General features: G+C 65.0%; 9 protein-coding genes. 1 reads left to right on the top strand and 8 read right to left on the bottom strand.

Going from position 1 to position 19,521, the window contains the following annotated elements; genetic code table 11:
• Window positions 1-50: 50 nt before the first annotated feature.
• From addA to D3876_RS12970, 7 genes are all read right to left on the bottom strand, one after another.
• A complete protein-coding gene (gene addA, locus D3876_RS13000) occupies window positions 51-3,491 on the bottom strand; it encodes a double-strand break repair helicase AddA (RefSeq protein ID WP_119762794.1) in 3,441 nt (1,146 codons plus the stop codon).
• Window positions 3,484-6,465, bottom strand: coding sequence for a double-strand break repair protein AddB (gene addB / locus D3876_RS12995; protein WP_119762792.1), 2,982 nt, complete (start codon window positions 6,463-6,465; stop codon window positions 3,484-3,486). Before addB ends, addA begins: the two co-directional genes overlap by 8 nt.
• On the bottom strand, window positions 6,458-7,219 hold the full coding sequence (locus tag D3876_RS12990; protein ID WP_119762790.1) for a nucleotidyltransferase family protein: 762 nt from the start codon (window positions 7,217-7,219) through the stop codon (window positions 6,458-6,460). The genes addB and D3876_RS12990 overlap by 8 nt, the downstream gene beginning before the upstream one ends.
• Window positions 7,216-8,205, bottom strand: coding sequence for an aminoglycoside phosphotransferase family protein (locus D3876_RS12985; RefSeq protein ID WP_119763844.1), 990 nt, complete (start codon window positions 8,203-8,205; stop codon window positions 7,216-7,218). The genes D3876_RS12990 and D3876_RS12985 overlap by 4 nt, the downstream gene beginning before the upstream one ends.
• The gene (gene tsaE / locus D3876_RS12980) at window positions 8,202-8,648 is read right to left on the bottom strand and encodes a tRNA (adenosine(37)-N6)-threonylcarbamoyltransferase complex ATPase subunit type 1 TsaE (protein ID WP_119762788.1); all 447 of its coding nucleotides are present in this window, start codon (window positions 8,646-8,648) and stop codon (window positions 8,202-8,204) included. Before tsaE ends, D3876_RS12985 begins: the two co-directional genes overlap by 4 nt.
• Window positions 8,645-10,996: a PAS domain-containing sensor histidine kinase gene (locus D3876_RS12975; RefSeq protein ID WP_119763842.1), complete on the bottom strand. Its 2,352-nt coding sequence runs from the start codon at window positions 10,994-10,996 to the stop codon at window positions 8,645-8,647. Before D3876_RS12975 ends, tsaE begins: the two co-directional genes overlap by 4 nt.
• Window positions 10,997-11,229: 233 nt before the next feature.
• Window positions 11,230-14,403: an amidohydrolase family protein gene (locus tag D3876_RS12970; RefSeq protein WP_238475410.1), complete on the bottom strand. Its 3,174-nt coding sequence runs from the start codon at window positions 14,401-14,403 to the stop codon at window positions 11,230-11,232.
• A 404-nt stretch (window positions 14,404-14,807) separates the two neighbouring features.
• Between D3876_RS12970 and D3876_RS12965 the strand changes: the two genes are divergently transcribed.
• A complete protein-coding gene (locus D3876_RS12965; RefSeq protein WP_238475353.1) occupies window positions 14,808-17,885 on the top strand; it encodes a TonB-dependent receptor domain-containing protein in 3,078 nt (1,025 codons plus the stop codon).
• Window positions 17,886-18,029: 144 nt separating this feature from the next.
• Here D3876_RS12965 and ahcY read toward each other — a convergent pair whose 3' ends face one another.
• Window positions 18,030-19,439, bottom strand: a complete 1,410-nt coding sequence (ahcY, locus tag D3876_RS12960) for an adenosylhomocysteinase (RefSeq protein WP_119762784.1) — start codon at window positions 19,437-19,439, stop codon at window positions 18,030-18,032.
• Window positions 19,440-19,521: the final 82 nt, after the last annotated feature.

Here is a 19,521-nt window from a genome sequence, read left to right as displayed (position 1 = left end):
TCGATATCTAGGCAGGCCGGGCGTCTCTCTCAACCGCTTTCGCCCAAGCATTACTCTTTGGCATTCAAGCCGGGCTTGTGACGCGCGAGCAACGCATCGGACAGATCGATCAGCGTGGGTCCCGAGGTGTAGAGCAACTGCGCCTCGACGCGACGGTCAGGAAAGATGACCTTGAGCGCCTCCGCATAGGCCGACATCTGGCGCAAATGGTGCTCGGGAACGCGCTCGGCCGAGGCGGGCACTCGCCGGCCGGTCTTGAAGTCGACGACGCGGACCACGCGCTCGCCGACAAGCAGCCGGTCAACCGTGCCCGCTACAACGTCGCCATCCACAACCGCCGCGATCGGCGCTTCCGCCAGTGCGTCGGGGCCGAACAGCGCCGCATGTTCGGGATCGTCGATGATAGCGAGCGCGGCGTCCGTGATCGCCGAGCGCTCGGCGGGATCCGTTATACCGGCACCCTGTTCGAGCCAGCGCTGCGCTGAGTCGCGCCGTTCTGCGGCGCGAACATCGGGCAGCCGTTCGAACAGCGCGTGCAGCCGCCGCCCACGCTCGGCCGCCCGGCGCATTTCGGGGCCCGGCGGCGGATCAGCGACGTCATCGGGGCCGAGCGAGGACGGTGCGAGCGGGCGCGGAGGACGCGCTTCGGCGGGAGCCGTGGCATGAATCCAATCCGGCAAGGCCACCAGGTCGCCTGGTCGCGTGTGCTCCTGCGCCCTGTCCTCGATCGACGCCGTCGGCGCCCGCCCGCGAAAATGCCACGCGCCGCCCCAGTCGGGATCACCCTCGCCGTCTATCTCGAGATGCTGAAAGGCCGTCCGCATCGCGGCGTGCCAGCTTTTGTCGGGCGCCTGCCCCTTGGCCTGAGGACCAAGCGCGCCGCCCACCACCAGCCATTCCTCGGCACGGGTCAGCGCGACATAGAGCAGGCGCCAATGCTCCTCCATGTCGCGCTTCTTGGAAAACTCTGCGGCTTGCTTGAGGCTTCCCACGGTCTCTGCCGCGCGCGGCCGGAATACCGGAACGAGTTCGCCCTCTTCGCCGATCGGCCAGTCGAGCTTGCTGTATCCGCCGCCGGCGCGTTCGGGATCAACGGTTGCGTCGGCAAGGATCACCAGCGGCGCCTGGAGCCCCTTGGCGCCATGCGCGGTCATCACACGGACCGCGTCCATCGGTGCAGAGGGATCGCGTTTGATGTCCTCCGTTTCGCGTTCGAAGCGGTCGAGAAAGGCCTGCAGCGTTGGCGTCTTGTCGCCCTCGAACTGGAGCGCGGCGTTGAGCAATTCCTCGATGGGATCGCGCGCTTCTTCGCCCAGTCGGCGCAGCAGCTTGCGCCGCCCATCAAGGGGACCGGAAAGTAGCTCCTCGAGAAAACGATAGGGCGAGGACAGGTCCGCCCTGCCCAGCATAGCGTGAAGTGGCGACAGCCGCTCGACATCCTGCGTTGCGCGCAGATGGCGCCAGAGACCGCCCTTTCGACCAAATGCGGCCGCGTAGAGTTCGGTCTGACTCCAGCCGAGCAGCGGCGAGACGAGCAGCGCCGCGAGGTTCAGATCATCCTCGGGCTGGAGCACGAAGCGGATCGCGGCGAGAAGATCGCGCACCGCCAGCGGCGCATTGAGCCGCAGCCGGTCTACACCCGCCACGGGCACCTTCTCGGCATGGAGGCGCGCTACGATCAGCGAAGCGAGTTCGCTGCGGCGACGCACAAGGATCAATATATCCTGCGGTTCGAGCCGTTTCGGTCTGCCGCGATTGTTGATCCATGTCGGCGCGTCGAGCCAGCGCCTGATCTGTTTTGCCAGCCGCGTCGCGAAACGCCGCGTCGAATCGCCGAGCCAGCTTTCCTCGCCCTCGATTTCGTCGCCGTCATCGCCCTCCGCGGAAACCGGGCTCCACAGCGTGACGACGCCGGGACCAGCGACAGCACTGCGATGGGGTTCGGGGTCGATCATCTGGCTGAGCGCACCGTCACCCAGCCCGGCCACCACCGTATCGACGAATTCGAGGATCGGCGCGGTCGAGCGGAAGGATTCGGTCAACGAAAGATCGTGAACACGGCGTTCCGCCGCCGCCGCCTGACGCTCGAAATGGAGCTGCGCCGCGCGGAAATTGATCGGGTCGGTGCCCTGAAAACCAAAGATCGCCTGCTTGAAATCGCCGACCGAGAAGATCGTGCGCACGGGTGTGCGCGCACGCTCGCGGTCATCCAACAGCAGTTCCTCGGCGAAGAAATCCTCGGCGAGCGTCTTGATGATCGCCCATTGGCTGGCGTTGGTATCCTGCGCTTCGTCGACCAGGATGTGATCGGTCGCCTGATCGAGCTTGAAGCGGATCCATTCGGCCATGTGCGACTGGCCGAGCAAGGTGACGGCGCTGCGGATGAGATCGTCGAAATCGACAACGCCTGCGAGCCGCTTGGCCTCGGCATAGGCGCGCGCATAGGTGCGGCCTGCCTCCAGTCCCTGCGCGAACAACGCCGCAAGCGCCGCGCGGCTGCGCAGGCCGACCAGCGCCTGAACGCAATCGGCCACCCTTTGCGCATAGCCTGCATAACCGGGTTCGGCATCGAGCAGTTTCGGTGAGACCGCCTTAAGTTCGCCCTTCTGCGTGACCACGACCGAAAGCAGATCGGGCAGCATTTCGGCGCGCACGACGGCACCAGCGGCGCGCCACGCGGCGATGATGTCCGCGCGATCCAGCCCGGTCTTGCTGCCCCACGTGGCATTGGCGGCCGCAATCAGCCTCAGGCTCTCGATATCGAAAACATCGTCGCAGCACGCATCCACAACCGCGGATTCGACATCGCCTTCGGGCACATCGAGCGCGCGGCGGACAATTGCCGCAATGTCATCGCCCAGTGCCTCCATCGCCTGCGGCGCGCGCGCGCAATTGGTGAGGAAGGCCTCCGCCCCGCCCTCGCCCAGCCTCAAGCTCAACGCCTGAAGCGCAGCGACGAGCCTGTCGTCGGTATTGGCTTCGGCCGCCACAAGCATGTCGGCCATCACCTGCCGCTGGAGCGTCGATTCCTCGCGTCCTTCAAGCGCGCGGAAGCCCGGTACCAGCCCGGCCTCGAGCGGAAATCCGGCGAGCAATGTTTGACAGAAGCTGTGGATGGTCTGGATCCGCAACCCCGCGCCGCTCGCGTCGAGCACGCGTGCGAAAAGCTGGCGCGCGGCGTCGATGCTTTCGGGCGTCGCGGACTCGCCCAGCGCGCGCAGTTCGAGCGCGAGCTCAGGCCCCTTCATCCGCACCCAGGAAGCGAGCTTGGCGTGGATGCGATCGGCCATTTCGGCGGCACCCGCCTTGGTGAAGGTCAGACAGAGGATAGCCGCGGGATCGGCGCCGTTGAGCAACAGGCGCAGCACGCGCGCGGTCAGCACCTGCGTCTTGCCCGTACCTGCGGAGGCGGAGAGCCAAACGCTTTCGCGCGGTTCGGACGCGGCTTTCTGGTTGCCCTGAAGCTGGATCGGGCGATGCTGGCTAGTCATGGCCCGCGTCCCCGCGCCCATACCATTCGTCGAGCCGCATCAACTGGTCGTAATCGGCATAGGGTGCATATTCGGGATGGAGCTTGGCCGTGAAGGGCGCGCTTCCGGTCAGCCACAATTCGGCCGCCGCGCGAAACATGGCCTCGGCGTGTGCGGTAAAGCTATGCGCTTCGATCTTGCCACCCTTTCCATCGGCGTGAACGGGGGAGCGGCGGCTGCCGAACTGGCCGCCATTCTTTGCAAGCGACCAGTATTCGAATGCCTCTGCGGTGCCCCCAACGCCGTCGAACCCGCCGCGCTCGGCGATCAGCCCGAGCAGCCCAAGCTGCATGGCGAAGCCTTCGCGCACCGCGATGTCGGAAGGCGCCTTGCCCGTCTTGTAGTCGACGATCGCGATGCCGCCGCCTTCGAACCGGTCGATCCGGTCGACGCGGCCATCGAGTTCGACTCCCGCGATCTGTGCGCTGCCCGAGACCTCCGCCTTCCAGGGCGTGCGATCTGCCGCCCTGTCCTTCTCGATCTGCTCGGCGATCCACCTGAGCGCCTCCTCGACACGCGGTTGCCAGAAGGCGCGCTGAAGCGGATGCACTTCGGGCCGCGTGAAGAATTCGCGCGCGAGCGGCAGCAGCCGATCGGCGCGCCAGCCCTCACCGGCCCAGCGTTCAAGCACATCGTGAATTGCGGTGCCGCGCCATGCCGCGCTCGCCTCGGCGTCAATCGGGTCGAGTGCGCGAAGGCGGAGCATCTTCAAGGCGTAGAACGCGTAAGGATCGGCCTTCAGTCGGTCGACCTGCGTGACGCTGAGCGCCTTGGGACGATCGGCGACGGGCGGCGTCGGCGCGGGCTGTTCGGCGGGGGCGAAATCGTTGGGGCGGTCGATCATCCCCGCCCATGCGCCGAAGGCTGGCACGTTGCGCTCGGCCCGGAAGCCGGGATCCATCGCCTCCATGCGCAGCCAGAAGCGCGACGCGATCGCGGGCGCGCGCGCATCGCGGCGCGCGCGCGTGACCACGACCTGCGGCGCGCCAAGCGCGCTTGCGAAGTCATGTGCCGACAGACCGATGCGGCGTTCGAGGCTCGCCAGACCGAGTTCGGCGCGGATGCGCGGCGCAAGCCATGGATCCTGTGCGGGAAGCGCCGGCCAGCTCCCCTCGTTGAGCCCCGCCAGAACCACCAGATCGGCCTGTTGCAGCCGCGCCTCTAGCAATCCCCAGATCGAGATGCGCGGGTGCCCGCCCTGCGGCGGACGCACCGCCACTTCGTCCATCAGCCCCTTCAGCAGCGGCGACAGAGTCTCAGGCCGCGCGTCGGCGGGGCCGTCGGCGGCATGAACTTCAAGCTCTGCGATCAGTTCTGCGGCAGCGCGCCCCGCGGCGCCCGACCATAGCGCGTCGCCCGAAAGCGCGGTGGCAGCATCGCGAAGCGCCGCCAGCAGCGCGGCAAATGAACGCGCATTGGCCACAGCGGCTGCATAGGGATCGAGCAGCGTCCGCATCGTCCGCCAGCCTTCCTCCGCGCGGCTGCGCGCCCTGCGCTCGCGTTCATTGCCTCCCGCCAGAAACCGGGTGATGCCTTCGAGCCCGGCGGGTGGGCGCGGCCCCCTCAGCGCAAGATCGAGCACGCGAACCTTGTCGAGCCAGTCAAGCCGCCCTTCACCGGCCTGGACGAGCGGATGCTTGAGCAGCGCGAGAAGCGCGATCGGCGCGAAATCCTCCGCCGCGGCCTCGGCCAGCGCGAGCAGCAGGGTGCCCGCCGGTTCTCCCGAGAGCGGTCGCCCCGCGGAGTCATCGGCCTCGATGCCCCAACGCTTCAGGTGCGCCGACACGCGCGTCGCGAGCGCGCGGTCGGGGGTTATGAGCGCCGCAGTGCGCGCAGGCGTTTCGAGCGCCTCGCGCAGGGCGATCGCGATCGCCTGCGCTTCCTCGGCGGGCGTCGCGACTTCCAGCGCCCTGACGCCCGTCAGCCGCGTCTCCAGATCGGGGTCGCTCCAACGTCCCGTAAAAACCGCGGGCTTCATAGCATTGGAGATCGCGCGGCTGCGCGCAGCACTGGCGTCATGCCCGCCGCCCCAGCGCCAGCGCCGCACCTCGCCCCGACCCACGTCCATCCGGTCGAGCAGCAGTTTCAGGTGAAACTGGGGGTGCGATTCTATCGAAACCTTGCGGAAACCCGTCACCGGGTCACGGTCGAAGGGGCCGAGTGCATCCCATTCGTCCTGCGGCATCTCGTCGTCGAGCGCGGGGAGTACGACCATGCCCCGTTCCATCCGCGACACCGTCCGCAGCACGCGCGCGACCATGGGCGCGCTGGTGGTGACGCCCGCCGCCACGACGAAACCTGGGGGGGGCGCCTCGCGCCAGCGCCGCGCGACGCGTTCGAGCAGCCGGTTGCGGCGCTCGGCCATGTCGATCCGGTCGATCCGCGCGAGCTCGTCGGGCCAGCGATCGAGGATGATCGACATCAGTCTCAGCGATTTTTGCCAGTGTTCGGAAAGCTCGGCAGCGACCTCAAGCGTCCTGAGCCGGCGCGGCTCGACGCATTCGACGAGAAGCTGATCGAGCGTGCGTGCAAGTTCTGCCGCCAGCCGCACCGCTTCGGCGGCATCGACGGGCTCGCCCGACCGGGCGCGTTCTTCCTGCACCAACCGCGCAAGCATCATGCGGCGTCGGATCGGGTCGATCGCGGGCGCGATTGGATCGCCGCTGCCGATCGGATCGAGCGCACTGCCCAGCCGCTCGTCGAGCTCGGGATCGCCGATCGGGATCAGCCTCGGCAACAGCAGTCCGCCTTCGGCCCGTCGCACAAATGCGTTGGTGATCGCGCCCGCTGCGCGGTTGTTCGGCACGAGCACGATCCCGCGCGCGAGCGCCATCGGATCCTTGCCCCATGTGGCAATCAGTCCTTCGGCGAGCGCATCGGCAAAGGCCCGGTGGGGGGGAATTGTGTGGACGGAGGGCGCGCCCCGCTCACCCATAAGCGAGCAGCGCCTCGGTCTTCTTCACCGCCTGCGGCGTGCCGACGTCGAACCAGAGACCGTGATGGACGAGACCGAAGCAGCGTCCTTCCTCGATCGCGCGGTTCCAAAGGATGTTTGTCGAGAAGGGCCCCGAAGGCGCGTCGCGCAGCAGACGGTGCGACAGCAACTGGACGCCGGTATAGACGAAGGGTGCCACGCGGCCCGGCTTGCGACGGCTGACCCGGCCCACGGCGTCGAGGTGAAAATCGCCGGCGCCACTATGGCAATTGGCACGCGCCTGCGGGACGAGCAGCAGCAGTGCATCCATCTGCGCGCCGTCCCAGCGCGCGGCAAGCATCCGGATCGCGTCGCTGGGGCCATCGATCCAGAGATTGTCGCTGTTGACGCAGAGAAAGGGGTCGTCGGGGATCAGCGCCTGCGCCTTGACCAGCCCGCCGCCAGTTTCGAGCAGCAGGTCGCGCTCATCAGAGACAATAATTTCAAGATCTTTGACCTTGTTGTTCAAATGCGCTTCGAGCGCGTCGGCAAGATAATGAACATTGACCACCGCGCGCTCGATACCGGCGGCGCGCAGCCGATCGAGCGTGTGATCGAGCAGCGCCTTGCCCGCGACCTCGACAAGTGGCTTGGGCCGCGTCGCGGTCAGCGGGCGCATGCGCTTGCCGAGGCCCGCCGCCATGACCATCGCGGTCTTGAGCGGCGGCCCGCCCGGATCAGGCCGAATGGAGAGCTGCTTGCGGGGGCTGGTCATGCGTCGGCCATCGTCTTCCAGGCAGGCGCGCGCTTGTCGGCGGGGATATTGGCGTCGAACCAGCGCGCAACCGGCGCGAGCGCGGGATGCGCGAGGTCGCGCTCCAGATAGTCCCAGACGCGCGGCAGGAAGGAGAGATAGCGCGCCTTGCCGTCGCGCTTCCACAAGCGCGTGAAGATGCCGATGATCTTGGCGTTTCGCTGCGCACCGAGCAGTGCATAGGCGGCATCGAACTGGCCGTTATTCCCGGTTTCGGCATGATAATGCGCGATCATCTCCGCCTCGAGCTCGGGCGAAACGTCACGACGCGCGTCCTGGAGCAACGAGACGAGGTCATAGGCGGGATGCCCCGCCAGCGCATCCTGGAAATCGAGCAGGCCGAGCCCGTCGACGCCATCGCGGCCATCGATCAGCATGATGTTTTCGGCGTGATAGTCGCGCAGCACCGTCACGCTGCGCACATCGGGATCGTAAAGCTCGGCCATGGCCTCGTCCCACGCCGCCTCATAGCCCGCCGCATCAACGTCAAGGCCCACGGCGGGGCAATACCATTCGACGAGCAGATTGGCCTCGCGCAAATATTGCGCGCGGTCATAGGGGGCGATGTTGGCGGCGTCATGACGATGAAGCAGCGCCAGCAGCGTGACCGCGTCGGCATAGATGCGCTGCTCGCTCTCCGGCGCGGCGTCGACGACCTCGCGCATGCGCGCATCGCCGAAATCCTCGAGAAGCACGAGGCCATTATCAAGGTCGGTCGCCAGAATTCGCGGCGCAGCAAAGCCAAGCTCGATCAAATGCTCGGCGATATGGATGAAGGGACGCGGATCCTCGTGCGGCGGCGGCGCATCCATCAGCACAGCCTGTCGGCCGGGCTCGATCACGCGGAAATAACGGCGGAAGGATGCGTCACCCGCGAGCGGCAGGATCTCTGCGCCGTCCCAGCCGTGCGCGGCGAGGAATGCGGGGGCAGCGGCGGGCGGAATCATGTCGGTGGCCATCGCCCTTCCCATGACGACGGCACCGTCGCTGTCAAGACGCGTGCGCCGTCCGCGGTCCGCTCAAAGGCGAGTCGCAGCGCGTCGGGCCAGAGCGCATCGCCCAGCCGTTCGGGCCATTCGATCAGCAGCACGCTGTCGCCGCGCATGTCGTCGAGTCCGAGTTCGAGCGCATCCTCGGGATCGTCGAGCCGATAGAGGTCGACATGCGCCACCGGTATGCTGACTTCGGGCGGTTCATAGGGCTGGACGATCGCGAAGCTGGGGCTTGGCGCTTCTTCGTCAAGGCCAAGTGCGGCGAGCAGGCCACGCGCCAGCGTCGTCTTGCCGGTGCCGAGGTCGCCCGAAAGCGCGATGACGTCACCCGCACGCACGCGCTTTGCCATCGCGGCGCCCAGCGCCAGCGTTGCAGCCTCGTCGTCGAGGCGGATCATCGCGGCAGCTCAAGTGTCAGCACCGTCCCCTCGCCCGGCTCGGAATAGAGCATGAGCGTTCCGCCATGCGCCTGGGCATATTGGCGTGCGAGCGGGAGGCCGAGGCCAAAGGCATCGTCGCCATCGGGACTCCGCTCGGCGGCGCGGCTGAAGCGATCGAAGACGCGCGCCTGCTCCTTTTCGGCGATGCCCTGGCCGTTATCGGAAACGATGATCCGCGCGGCCTTTTCATCGCCGCTGCCATGGAGCAGGACGCGGCCGCCCTCAGGTGTCAGCGCGATCGCGTTCTTGAGCATATGGCCCATCGCCTGCCCCAGCCGCTTCGCATCGCCCGATATCTGGCCAAGCGAAGGATCGATCTCGACCGCGAAATCGAGCGCCCCGGCCGTCATTGCTCCGAGATGGTCGTCCGCGACAGCTTCGGCGAGCGCGCGCAGATCGACGGGGGCCAGGTCCATCGGAAAACCGCCCGCGTCGCTCTGCGTCAGATCGAGAACGCCGTCGATCAGCACGCCGAGCCGCGCCACCGAGTCGAGGATAGCGCCGACATAGTCCCTGGCCTGATCGCCCAGCTCGCCAGCATAGCCTTCCTTCATCATCTCGGCGAAACCGCCGATCGAAGTAAGCGGGGTGCGCAACTCGTAGCTCATGTTGGCGACAAAAGCGGTCTTGACGCGGTCGGCTTCCTCGAGCGCTTCGTTGCGATCGCGAAGCGCCTGCTCGATGCGGCGGCTGTCGGAAATGTCGAGCATGGTGAAGAGCGCATTGCCGTCGGGCAATGGCACTGCGGCGAACTCGAAATGCCGCCCATCCTTCAGCGCGACGCGACCATTGCGCTGACGCCGGTCGACCGTCGCGACACGGACCAGCTCGCGGATCAGCTTGGCGCGCGCAGGATTTGCGAGCTGCTCAGCCGCCGCGCTCGTCAGCAGGTCGACGCGCGGATGCGTTGAGAGGAACGCCTCCTCGAAGCCCCAGATCTCACGGAAACGATCGTTCCACATGTTGAGGCGGCCGTCGGCCGCGAACACGCCGATCGCTTCGAACAGGTTGTTGAAGGTGGCCGTGCGCACGCGCAGCAGCGTATCGCGCGCGCTTTCGAGCTGAACCTGTTCGGTCCGGTCCTCGAAGATCAGCAACAGTCCGCCATCGGGCAAGGGCTGCGCCACGACGCGCAGATGCGTTCCGCCGGGTAGCAGCCAGCTTTCCTCGACCGCGCCCTCGATCGATGTGAACCAGCCGCGGCGCTCCGCTTTCCAGCCCGGAAAATCACGGCTTTCGGGGATACGATCGGCTTCACGCATGCGTTCGAGCACGCGATCGAATTCGGGCCGGTCGGCGAGCCATTCGGGCTTCATCGCGAAGATGCGCTGGAACGGCTGATTGCTGAAGGCGAGCGCGCGGTCGGGCCCGAACTGCGCAACGCCCGCCGACAGACGGTCGAGCATGTTGCGCTGTGCGGCTGCGAAGCGCCGAAAGGCGCTGCGGACCTGTTCGGTTTCCTCGATATCGATCGCGAAGCCCGCGACGCCCGCGTCACCGATGGGGACGTCGACGACGCGCATCATCCGGCGCTCACCACCGATGGTGGCGGGGACAGTGCGCGTCATCACCTGATTGGCCTCGCGCGCGGCCGCGGCCATCGCGAAGGGCGAGCGCCCGCCGCTCGATTCGACCAGCTCAAGCCCGCGTTCTATGACATCGGTGGCGCCCGCCCCCTCGACAGCCTTCACATAGGCACTGTTGACGAGCGTCAGCCGCAGATCCGACCCGCGATGCCACATTGGAAAGGGCGATGCCTCGATAAGCCCGGCCAGCGCCTCGAAGGCGCGCGCGAGCCGGGTCACCTCGGTGCCGAGCCGGCCGATTTCGGTCTGGCTCTCGGTCGCGTCGAAAACCCAGAGGATGACGCTTCCCGGTTCAGCGAGCCGCGGCCCCGCGACCGCGCCCCGGATCAGCAGCGTGCGCGCGGAGCCCTTTGCGCGCGCGGCGCGCGTGAAGCTCTTGCCTGATTTCTGCGCCGCAGCGACGTCGCGCACCAGCGCCGCCGAATCCTCTTCGGACAGCCCCACATCCTCGGCGGTCAGATCGGCGAGGAAATTGGGAACCCGCGCCAGCCCCAGCCAGTCGCCCAGCCGCTCCGAAGCCTCAATCCGTCCGTCGGGACGCACGATCATCGGCAAGGCCGGCGCGGATTCGAGCAGTTCGGCGAGACGGCCGGCCTCTCGCTCTGCACGCGCTGCGCGGCCACGCATCCTGAGCCCCGTGTAGAGCGCCCAGGCGGAGAGTCCCAGCCACAGCGCAAGCGCGACGCCGATCGCGATCGAAACGAACGGCGAATCGTTGATCAATTGCGGCGGTCCCGGTCAGGCGTAAACATCATCGATGTCATTAGAGCCTGATCGGTTGAGGTGGAAGCACTTCGTGCTTCCGCAGATACCGTAAATCAGGCTCTATTCTAACGGTTAAGACCGTGATTCACGCTTCAGGTTGATTCAACCTGAAGCGATCAAGGTCTGGAATTTGTTTCGCCGATTTGGAAACACCAAGTGCCCCGGCCTTCGCCGGGGCACTTGGGAAATCACTCCCAATAATAGGGCTTGCGCCGGAAAGTGCCTGTCACCTCCTCATTCAGCGTTGCCGCATCATAGAGACGCCCGCCGAGCATGACCTTCGCCACCTTGTCCGAATTGCGGATGTCCCGCGTCGGATCTGCGTCGAGTACCACCAGATCAGCGAGCTTGCCCGGCTCCAGCGACCCGATATCGCGGTCATAGCCGAGCGACTGCGCGGAGACGATCGTGCCCGCGCGCAAAGCATCGACCGGGCTCATCCCGCCGCGCACGAAAGACCAGAGCTCCCAATGTGCTGCGATGCCCGGTTCCTGCCCATGCGCGCCGATCGAGACGGGAACGCCGCGGTCGGCGAGCTTCTTGGCCTCGCGCGCATTGTCGTCGTCGACATAATCCTCCTCGGGCGCCTTGGTACGGCGCGCATTGGCGGCAGCGAGCGCTTCGGGCGGCTCATGGCGCTGAAGCAGCGGATGCTTCCAGACGTCGGTCGCCTGCCGCCAATAGGGATCGCCCGCGGGACCGCCATAGGTGACGACCAGCGTGGGGGTGTAGCCAACCTTCGTGCCCGCGAAGAAATCGATCACGTCCTTGTAGAGCACATTTTGCGGAATATTGTGTTCGAGCGTGGTGTTGCCGTCGGCGATGATCGACATGTCCATGCCGAACAGCGATCCGCCCTCGGCCACCGAGCGCATGTTCTCCTCGCGCGCCGCGGCCACGACCTGCTGACGCTGCTCGCGGCGCGGCTGGTTGTAGTTCTTGACGCTGTGCGCGCCCTGCGCCTTCAGCCGGCGGATGTGCGCGCGCGCGTCCTCGAGGCTGTTGATCTGCGCATAGACGTCGGCCGCCTTGGCGCCATAGACGATCTCGCCCGTCGAGAAGGTGCGCGGTGCGAGCAACTTGCCTGCGCGTTGCATTTCCGAAGCGGGGAACACCGTCGCCGCGCTGCTCGACGGGTCGTGCGTCGTGGTGACACCGAGCGCGAGATTGACCGTCGTCGCCCAATTTTGCTCAGGCGTGAATTCGTCGAGGCCATAGGGACCATGCGCGTGTGCGTCGACCAGCCCCGGAATGATCGTCTTGCCGGTGACATCGACCGTCTTCGCGCCCGCAGGGATGCGGACTTCGGCACGCGGGCCGACTGCGACGATCCGGTCACCTTCGATCACGACCACACCATCGTCGATGATCCCGCCGGCCGCGTCGCGCATCGTGACAATGCGCGCGCCTGTCAGGGCAACACTGCCCCTGGGCTTGTCGGCGGCGACCGTCATCGACAATGAAACGCCGGTCTTTGGCGGCTCGAATTTGGGCGATTTCGCTTCACCCGCAGGCGGAGCAATCGCGAACATCGCGTCGCTCCGCGCCGTATAGAGCGTTGGACCGAGGCTCCAGTGGAGCTGCGCGCCATTGTTGCTCCAGTGAATAAAATCGGCGCCTTCAGCGCTCACGCGGGCTACCGGCAGCGCGCCTCCCTTGGCATCGGTGCCTACTTCCTGCTTGCCGGGAAGCAGCGGCGTGACGAAGGCCTCGTAATTTTCGCGGAAGGCGAAATATTGACCGTCGGGTGAGACGTCATAGCCGGTCACGAGTTCGCCTGACGCGTGGACGCGCTTCGCCTCGCCGTTGAGATCGCTGCTGACGAGCATGCGCTTGTTGTCGCCGCTCTCGGTCATGAACAGGCGGTCATTCCCGGCGCCGAACTGCGGCCCCGAAAGCCCCTTGGCGACGCGCACCGGCGCCCCGCCCGCCGCCGCGACGCGGTACACGCCCGCGTCGAGCGCATAGAGCGGGGAAACCAGTCCGCCGCCATCGCGAACCTCGAAGGCGATCGTCCTGCCATCAGGCGAGAAGCGTGGCCGGGCATAATGGCCGGGGCGCGTCGTCACCGTGCGCGCGCTGCCCCCCGAAGGCGTTGTCGTGCGGATCTGACCCAGCCCCGTATCGGTCCAGCCGACAAAGGCGATCGTCCTGCCGTCACGCGACCAGGAGGGATAGACCTCGCGCTCGGCCTCGTTCTTCGTCAGGCGGCGCGGCGTTCCTCCCGCCATGTCCTTGATCCAGAGCTTGCCGAGCGTTTCGAACACCACCTGCCGGCCATCGGGCGAGACCGCGGCATGGCGCGGCATCTTCGTCTGGAAGCTGTCGGGCGCGATCTCGACGGGTGGACGCGGCGGATCGATCACGCCACGGCTGTCCGCGACGTGGAACGGGATTTCGCGCGTCTGGCCCGATGCCAGATCGATGCGATTGATCTTGCCGCCCGCCCAGAAGACGAGCGTCCTGGAATCGGGCGTCCACGCCATATTGGGATAGACGCCGTGCACCGCCCAGGTTTCCTGTACGTCCTGATCGAGCGCGTCATGAATCTTGCGCTCCTCGCCGGTCACGAGATCCTTCACATAGAGCTTGGATTTGGCGCGCTCGCGGCGGACGAAGGCGAGCAGCTTGCCGTCGGGTGACGGCGCGGGGCGGACTGCACCACCGGGTCCGGCGGCGATCGTCTCGATCTCACCCGTCTCCATATCATAGCGCTCGATCGCGAAAAGCTGGGTGTTGGAGTCCTGCGCATATTCGAAGATCGCGCCGGGCGTCGTATTGCGAACATAGTAGATATGCTTGCCGTCTGGCGCGTAGATCGGCTCGCCCAGTTCCTTTTGGTGTTGTTCATTGGGCTTCTTGACCAGCGCCACGCCATTCCCGCCCGAGACGTGATAGACCCAGACCTCGCCCGTCCCGAGCGAGCGCCCCGTGGTGAAATGCTTCTTGGCCACGATGAAGCGGCCGTCAGGGCTCCAGCTCGGCTGGTTGAGGAGGCGAAAATCTTCCTTGGTGAGCTGGCGCTTGTCCGATCCATCAGCGTTCATCACCCAGATATTGTCGCCGCCGCCGCGGTCCGAGGTGAAGGCGATGCGCCTGCCATCGGGCGAGAAGCGCGGGTGCACCTCATAGGCCAGTCCCTCGGCGATCCGCGTCGGCGTCCCGCCCGCGATCGGCATGGTGTAGATGTCGCCGAGCAGATCGAACGCGATCGTCCGGCCATCAGGGCTGATGTCGAGGTTCATCCACGTACTCTCGGTCACGTCGATCGGCACCTGGCGGATGGTGGCGCCCGGCGGCGCGTTGACATCCCATTTGGGCGCCTTGTCCTCGGTCTTTCCGGCCTCCGGTACATTGGCCATCGCGATGCTGGCATGCCCCATGCCCGTCACAGAAAGAAGCATCGTCAGCGTTATGATGGCATTGTTCTTCACGGTTTTTTTCTCCTCCCGTCGCGTCACCGCTCCCAGCGACGCGTGCGCGAAGCTTCTATGACGACAGTCGCCGAAGGCAAAGCGTCGTTGGTCGAAAACTGTCGCTGGCCGGTGCGTACCTTACTGTGACCCCGTTGCAACAATTACTGAACAAAACATGGTATTTACACGATACTGTGAAGCTACAGAAGTTGATTGAAGTCATCATTCACACAAGGGTCGTTCATCCAAAGTTCAGTTGATGGGATGCGATCATGCGCAAGGCACATTTTCTAGGCGCCACTTCTATTCGTTCTGCCGCAATTCTCGGCGCCGTTCTTTCACTCACACAGATGTCGCATGCCCAAGATGCGCCGCTGGCGCCCGAAGCGGAGGCAGAGGCGGAAAGCGCGGCGGACGACGCCATCGTCGTCACCGGCTCGCGCATCCGCAGGCCCGATCTGGAAGAAGCCGTGCCCGTGACCACGGTCAGCGGCGAGGAGTTCTTCCAGACCGGCCAAACCTCGATCGGCGACGTACTCAACGAGCTTCCCCAGTTGCGCTCCACTATCAGCCAGTCGAACTCGACGCGAAATCTTGGCACCGCAGGCCTCAACCTGCTCGACCTTCGCGGTCTCGGTACGCAGCGCACTCTGGTGCTGCAGAATGGCCGTCGCCACGTTTCCGCGGACATCCTGAACAACGCCTCATCGGTCGATACCAACCAGATCCCGACCGACCTGATCGAGCGCGTCGATATCGTCACGGGCGGCAGCTCTGCGGTCTACGGTTCGGACGCGATCGCGGGCGTGGTCAACTTCGTGCTCAAGCGCGACTTCGAGGGAGTCCAACTGCGCGGCCAGGGCGGAATCAGCAAATATGGCGATGCCGGGGCTTCATTTCTAAGCGCAGTTGCCGGCACCAATTTTGCCGACGGCCGCGGTAACATCGCGGTCAATTTCGAATATTCGCACAATGACGACTGGTATGCGCCGGGCCGTCCCAATCTGCGGAACGTGGATGGGTTCGTCGTCGTCGACACCGATCCCGCCAGGGCAGTGAATGGCAGCGATGGAAATCCCGACCGCATCTTTGTTCGCGACATTCGAAATGCGGTCTATTCGAACGGCGGTACGATCGAGAATTTTTACACCCCACGCTATCCGACTCCTTATCTCTTCATGCCCAACGGCACGCTGGTGGCCCAGACTGGGCAGCGGATCGGCACCGGCAATGGTTCGTTCGTTGGCGGCAATGGCGACAACTTCCGCAGCGGCAAGGAAGTGGGGCTCTATCCGCGTCTTGATCGCTACAGCGTCAATCTGCTCGGACACTTCACGGTCAGCGACGCGTTCGAGCCATTCATTGAGGCCAAATATGTCCGCACCGATTCGCTTGGCAGCGCCAGCGGCCCGGCATTTCTGGCACGCGGCGGCACATACGGCTCACCCCGCGAGATCTTCTACACCGACAATCCCTTTCTGACCGATCAGGCGCGCGGTGTGATTCGGAATGCGTATGGCGATTTCTTCGGCGCTTTCCTCCCTGGCGATGACGGGGTTCTCGGCACCGACGATGACGAAGCTACCGGGGACGGTATCAACGACGCCGATCAATCCGGCTTCTACCTGAACAAGAACATGGTCGATCTCGGCGTCCGCCAGGAAGAGGCCAGGCGAGAGACCTATCGCATCGTCGCGGGTGCTCGCGGCACTTTCAACGACGACTGGTCGTACGAAGCCGCAATCAATTACGGCGAATTCAACGAAGACACCAAGGTTCTGGGCAATCTGAACCTCCAGCGTTTCCTGCTCGCAATCGATGCGGTGCGCGATCCGGCCTCGGGGAACATCGTTTGCCGCGCCAGAATCGATCCGGCAGCAAGGATCGCGTTTGAGCAAGCCGCCGACCCGGCCTACGCCCGGAACGCGCTGGCCAATGACGTAGCGCAGTGCGTGCCGCTTAACCTGTTCGGTAGCGGCAACGTCACCGATGCCGCCCGCAACTATGTGGTTCAGGACACCGTCTCGAAGGGCAAGATCACCCAATTCGTCGCGGGCGGTTCGATCGCGGGCGATCTCAGCCAGCTCTTCGAGCTTCCGGGCGGGCCAGTAGGCTTTGCGGCCGGCCTGGAGTATCGTCGTGAAACGAACTACCAAGCGGTCGATCCGCTGGTTGCGGCGGGGCTGACCTTCTACAACGCGCTTCCAATCTTCGACCCACCCGCCTTCGAGGTGAAGGAAGCCTATGGCGAACTCAGAATTCCGGTTCTGAAGGACGTTCCCTTCTTCCACGAGCTGACCTTCAACGCAGCGGGTCGCATTGCAGACTACAAGGGCTCCACGGGGACAGTCTACGCCTACAATGGCGGCGTCGAATGGGCCCCGATCCCCGACATCCGCTTCCGCGCCAACTATGCCCGATCGGTGCGCGCACCGAACCTGACCGAACTCTATGCGCCTCTGGGGCAAAATTTCGGGGCTTTCGCGGACCCCTGTGCGCTCGACCAGATCGGCACCGGCTCTTCCACCCGCGCGGCGAACTGCCGAGCGGCCGGCGTCCCCGCGAACTTCAACTATCAATATGCCGCGACGCTCGAGTTCGTTTCCGGCGGCAACGAAAATCTGAAGGAAGAGACATCCGATTCGATCGTAGTCGGTGGCGTGTTCCAGCCGCGCTTCCTGCCGGGCTTCGCCATCTCAGCCGACTATTACGATATCAAGGTGAAGGACGTGATCACCGCGCCGACCGCGCAGCAGATCGTCAACGCCTGTTATGATGCTGCTGATCTCAACAACCAGTTCTGCGACCTGTTCCAGCGCGCAGGCGCCGGCGGCGGACCGCGTGGCGAAATTCCGGGCCGCATCCTCGAAGGAAGCCTGCAGCAGGTGCTGCTGAACTACGCCAGCCTCAAGGTGCGCGGCATCGACGTGCAGGCGAGCTATCAGCACAATATCGAGGGTATCGGCGATCTCAACACGCGCGTCATCTACACGCGCGCCTTGCAGAACGACCAGTTCCTGTTCCCCACCGATCCCGGTCGCGCCAACCAGTTGCTGCTCGAACTTGGCGATCCCAAGGATGCGTTCAACTGGAACGTCAACCTGAAGACGGGGCCGTGGTCGATCGGCTACCAGATGCGCTACCTCGGAAAGATGATCCTCAACACCGCGCAATATGAGGACTTCTTCCCCAAGCAGGGCCGTCCGCCGCAGAATGCCGACTGGGCGGACCGCAAGTTCTATCCGACGGTGGTCTATCACGACATTCGCGTCGCGCTGGATGCCACCGACAAGTTCAACTTTTACTTCGGCATCGACAACGTCACCAATCGCCTGCCCCCGCTCGGCCAGACGGGGATCGGCGCCGGCAGTGGGATTTACAGCAATATCGGCCGCTTTTTCTACGCTGGCGCCACCGCCAAGTTCTGACGCGGAACACCAACGCATTTTGGGGTCGGAGCATTGCTCCGGCCCCCTTTTTTTTGTTGGGCTGGCGCCTACAACCCGCGACCGGGGCGACAAAAAAGGGCCCCCGGATACCGGGAGCCCTTTTCAGCTTCGCGGTGAACGCGATCAGTAACGGTAATGATCGGGCTTGAACGGACCTTCGACCGGCACGCCGATATAGTCGGCCTGCTTCTTCGTCAGCGTGGTCAGCTTCACGCCCAGCTTTTCGAGGTGGAGCATCGCGACCTTTTCGTCGAGATGCTTGGGCAGGACGTAGACATCGTTCTGATAGGCTGCCGAATTGCCCCACAGCTCGATCTGCGCGAGCACCTGGTTGGTGAAGCTCGACGACATCACGAAGCTCGGGTGGCCCGTCGCGTTGCCGAGGTTCACGAGGCGGCCCTTGGACAGGATGATGATCTGCTTGCCGTCGGGAAACTCGACGAGGTCGACCTGCGGCTTCACTTCGGTCCACTTGTAGTTCGAGAGCGCGGAAATCTGGATCTCGCTGTCGAAATGGCCAATGTTGCAGACGATCGCCATGTTCTTCATCGCCTTCATGTGATCGGCGGTGATGACATCGGCATTGCCCGTGGCGGTGCAGAAGATGTCGGCGCGCGTGACGGCCTCTTCCATCGTCACGACTTCAAAGCCCTCCATCGCGGCCTGAAGCGCGCAGATCGGATCAACCTCGGTGACGAGCACGCGCGCACCGCCATTGCGCAGCGACTGCGCCGAGCCCTTGCCGACATCGCCGAAGCCAGCGACGCAGGCGACCTTGCCCGCGAGCATGACGTCGGTGCCGCGACGGATCGCGTCGACCAGCGATTCCTTGCAGCCATAGAGATTGTCGAACTTCGACTTGGTCACGCTGTCATTCACGTTGATCGCGGGGAAAGGCAGCTCGCCCTTCTTGGCGATCGCGTAAAGGCGGTGAACGCCGGTCGTGGTTTCTTCCGAAACGCCCTTGATGTTCTTGACGGTCTCGGTGAGGTAGCCGGGCTTGCGGGCGATGAACGCCTTCAGCGCGCGCTGCATCTCGACTTCTTCGTCGTTCTCGGGCTCGGGCATCGTCTGGCCGGCTTCGAGCTTGGCGCCCCAGAGCGCAAACATCGTCGCGTCGCCGCCATCGTCGAGGATCATGTTGCAGGTTTCATCGCCCCAATCGAAGATCGAGCCGACATAATCCCAATATTCGGCGAGGCTCTCGCCCTTGACCGCGAACACGGGAACGCCCGACGCCGCGATCGCGGCCGCGGCGTGATCCTGCGTCGAGAAAATGTTGCACGTCGCCCAGCGGACGTCCGCGCCAAGCGCTGTCAGCGTCTCGATCAGCACCGCGGTCTGAATCGTCATGTGGAGCGAACCGGTGATGCGCGCACCCTTGAGCGGCTGCGCCGCACCATATTCGCTGCGCAGCGCCATCAGGCCGGGCATTTCGGTTTCAGCGATGTCGATTTCCTTGCGGCCGAAATCGGCGAGCGTGATGTCGCGAATGACGTAGTCATTGGTGTCGGCAACGGGTGCGGTGGCCACAAAATGTCTCCTGGCGGCTGATTCAATGGCGGCCGCACGACATGAAAGGAGGCGGCCGATTGCTGGGCAAATACCCTCAGCC

It is taken from the genome of Sphingomonas cavernae, from assembly GCF_003590775.1.
In the GTDB taxonomy this organism is placed as follows: domain Bacteria; phylum Pseudomonadota; class Alphaproteobacteria; order Sphingomonadales; family Sphingomonadaceae; genus Sphingobium_A; species Sphingobium_A cavernae.
Note: the sequence above shows the minus strand (reverse complement) of the source record. Positions and strands in the feature narration are given on the sequence as shown.

Excerpts from the sequence above, each read along its gene's own strand:
- addA (WP_119762794.1), bottom strand. The coding sequence starts at position 3,491 with ATGACTAGCCAGCATCGCCCGATCCAGCTTCAGGGCAACCAGAAAGCC.
- addB (WP_119762792.1), bottom strand. The coding sequence starts at position 6,465 with ATGGGTGAGCGGGGCGCGCCCTCCGTCCACACAATTCCCCCCCACCGG.
- D3876_RS12990 (WP_119762790.1), bottom strand. The coding sequence starts at position 7,219 with ATGACCAGCCCCCGCAAGCAGCTCTCCATTCGGCCTGATCCGGGCGGG.
- D3876_RS12985 (WP_119763844.1), bottom strand. The coding sequence starts at position 8,205 with ATGATTCCGCCCGCCGCTGCCCCCGCATTCCTCGCCGCGCACGGCTGG.
- tsaE (WP_119762788.1), bottom strand. The coding sequence starts at position 8,648 with ATGATCCGCCTCGACGACGAGGCTGCAACGCTGGCGCTGGGCGCCGCG.
- D3876_RS12970 (WP_238475410.1), bottom strand. The coding sequence starts at position 14,403 with ATGGCCAATGTACCGGAGGCCGGAAAGACCGAGGACAAGGCGCCCAAA.
- D3876_RS12965 (WP_238475353.1), top strand. The coding sequence starts at position 14,808 with ATGTCGCATGCCCAAGATGCGCCGCTGGCGCCCGAAGCGGAGGCAGAG.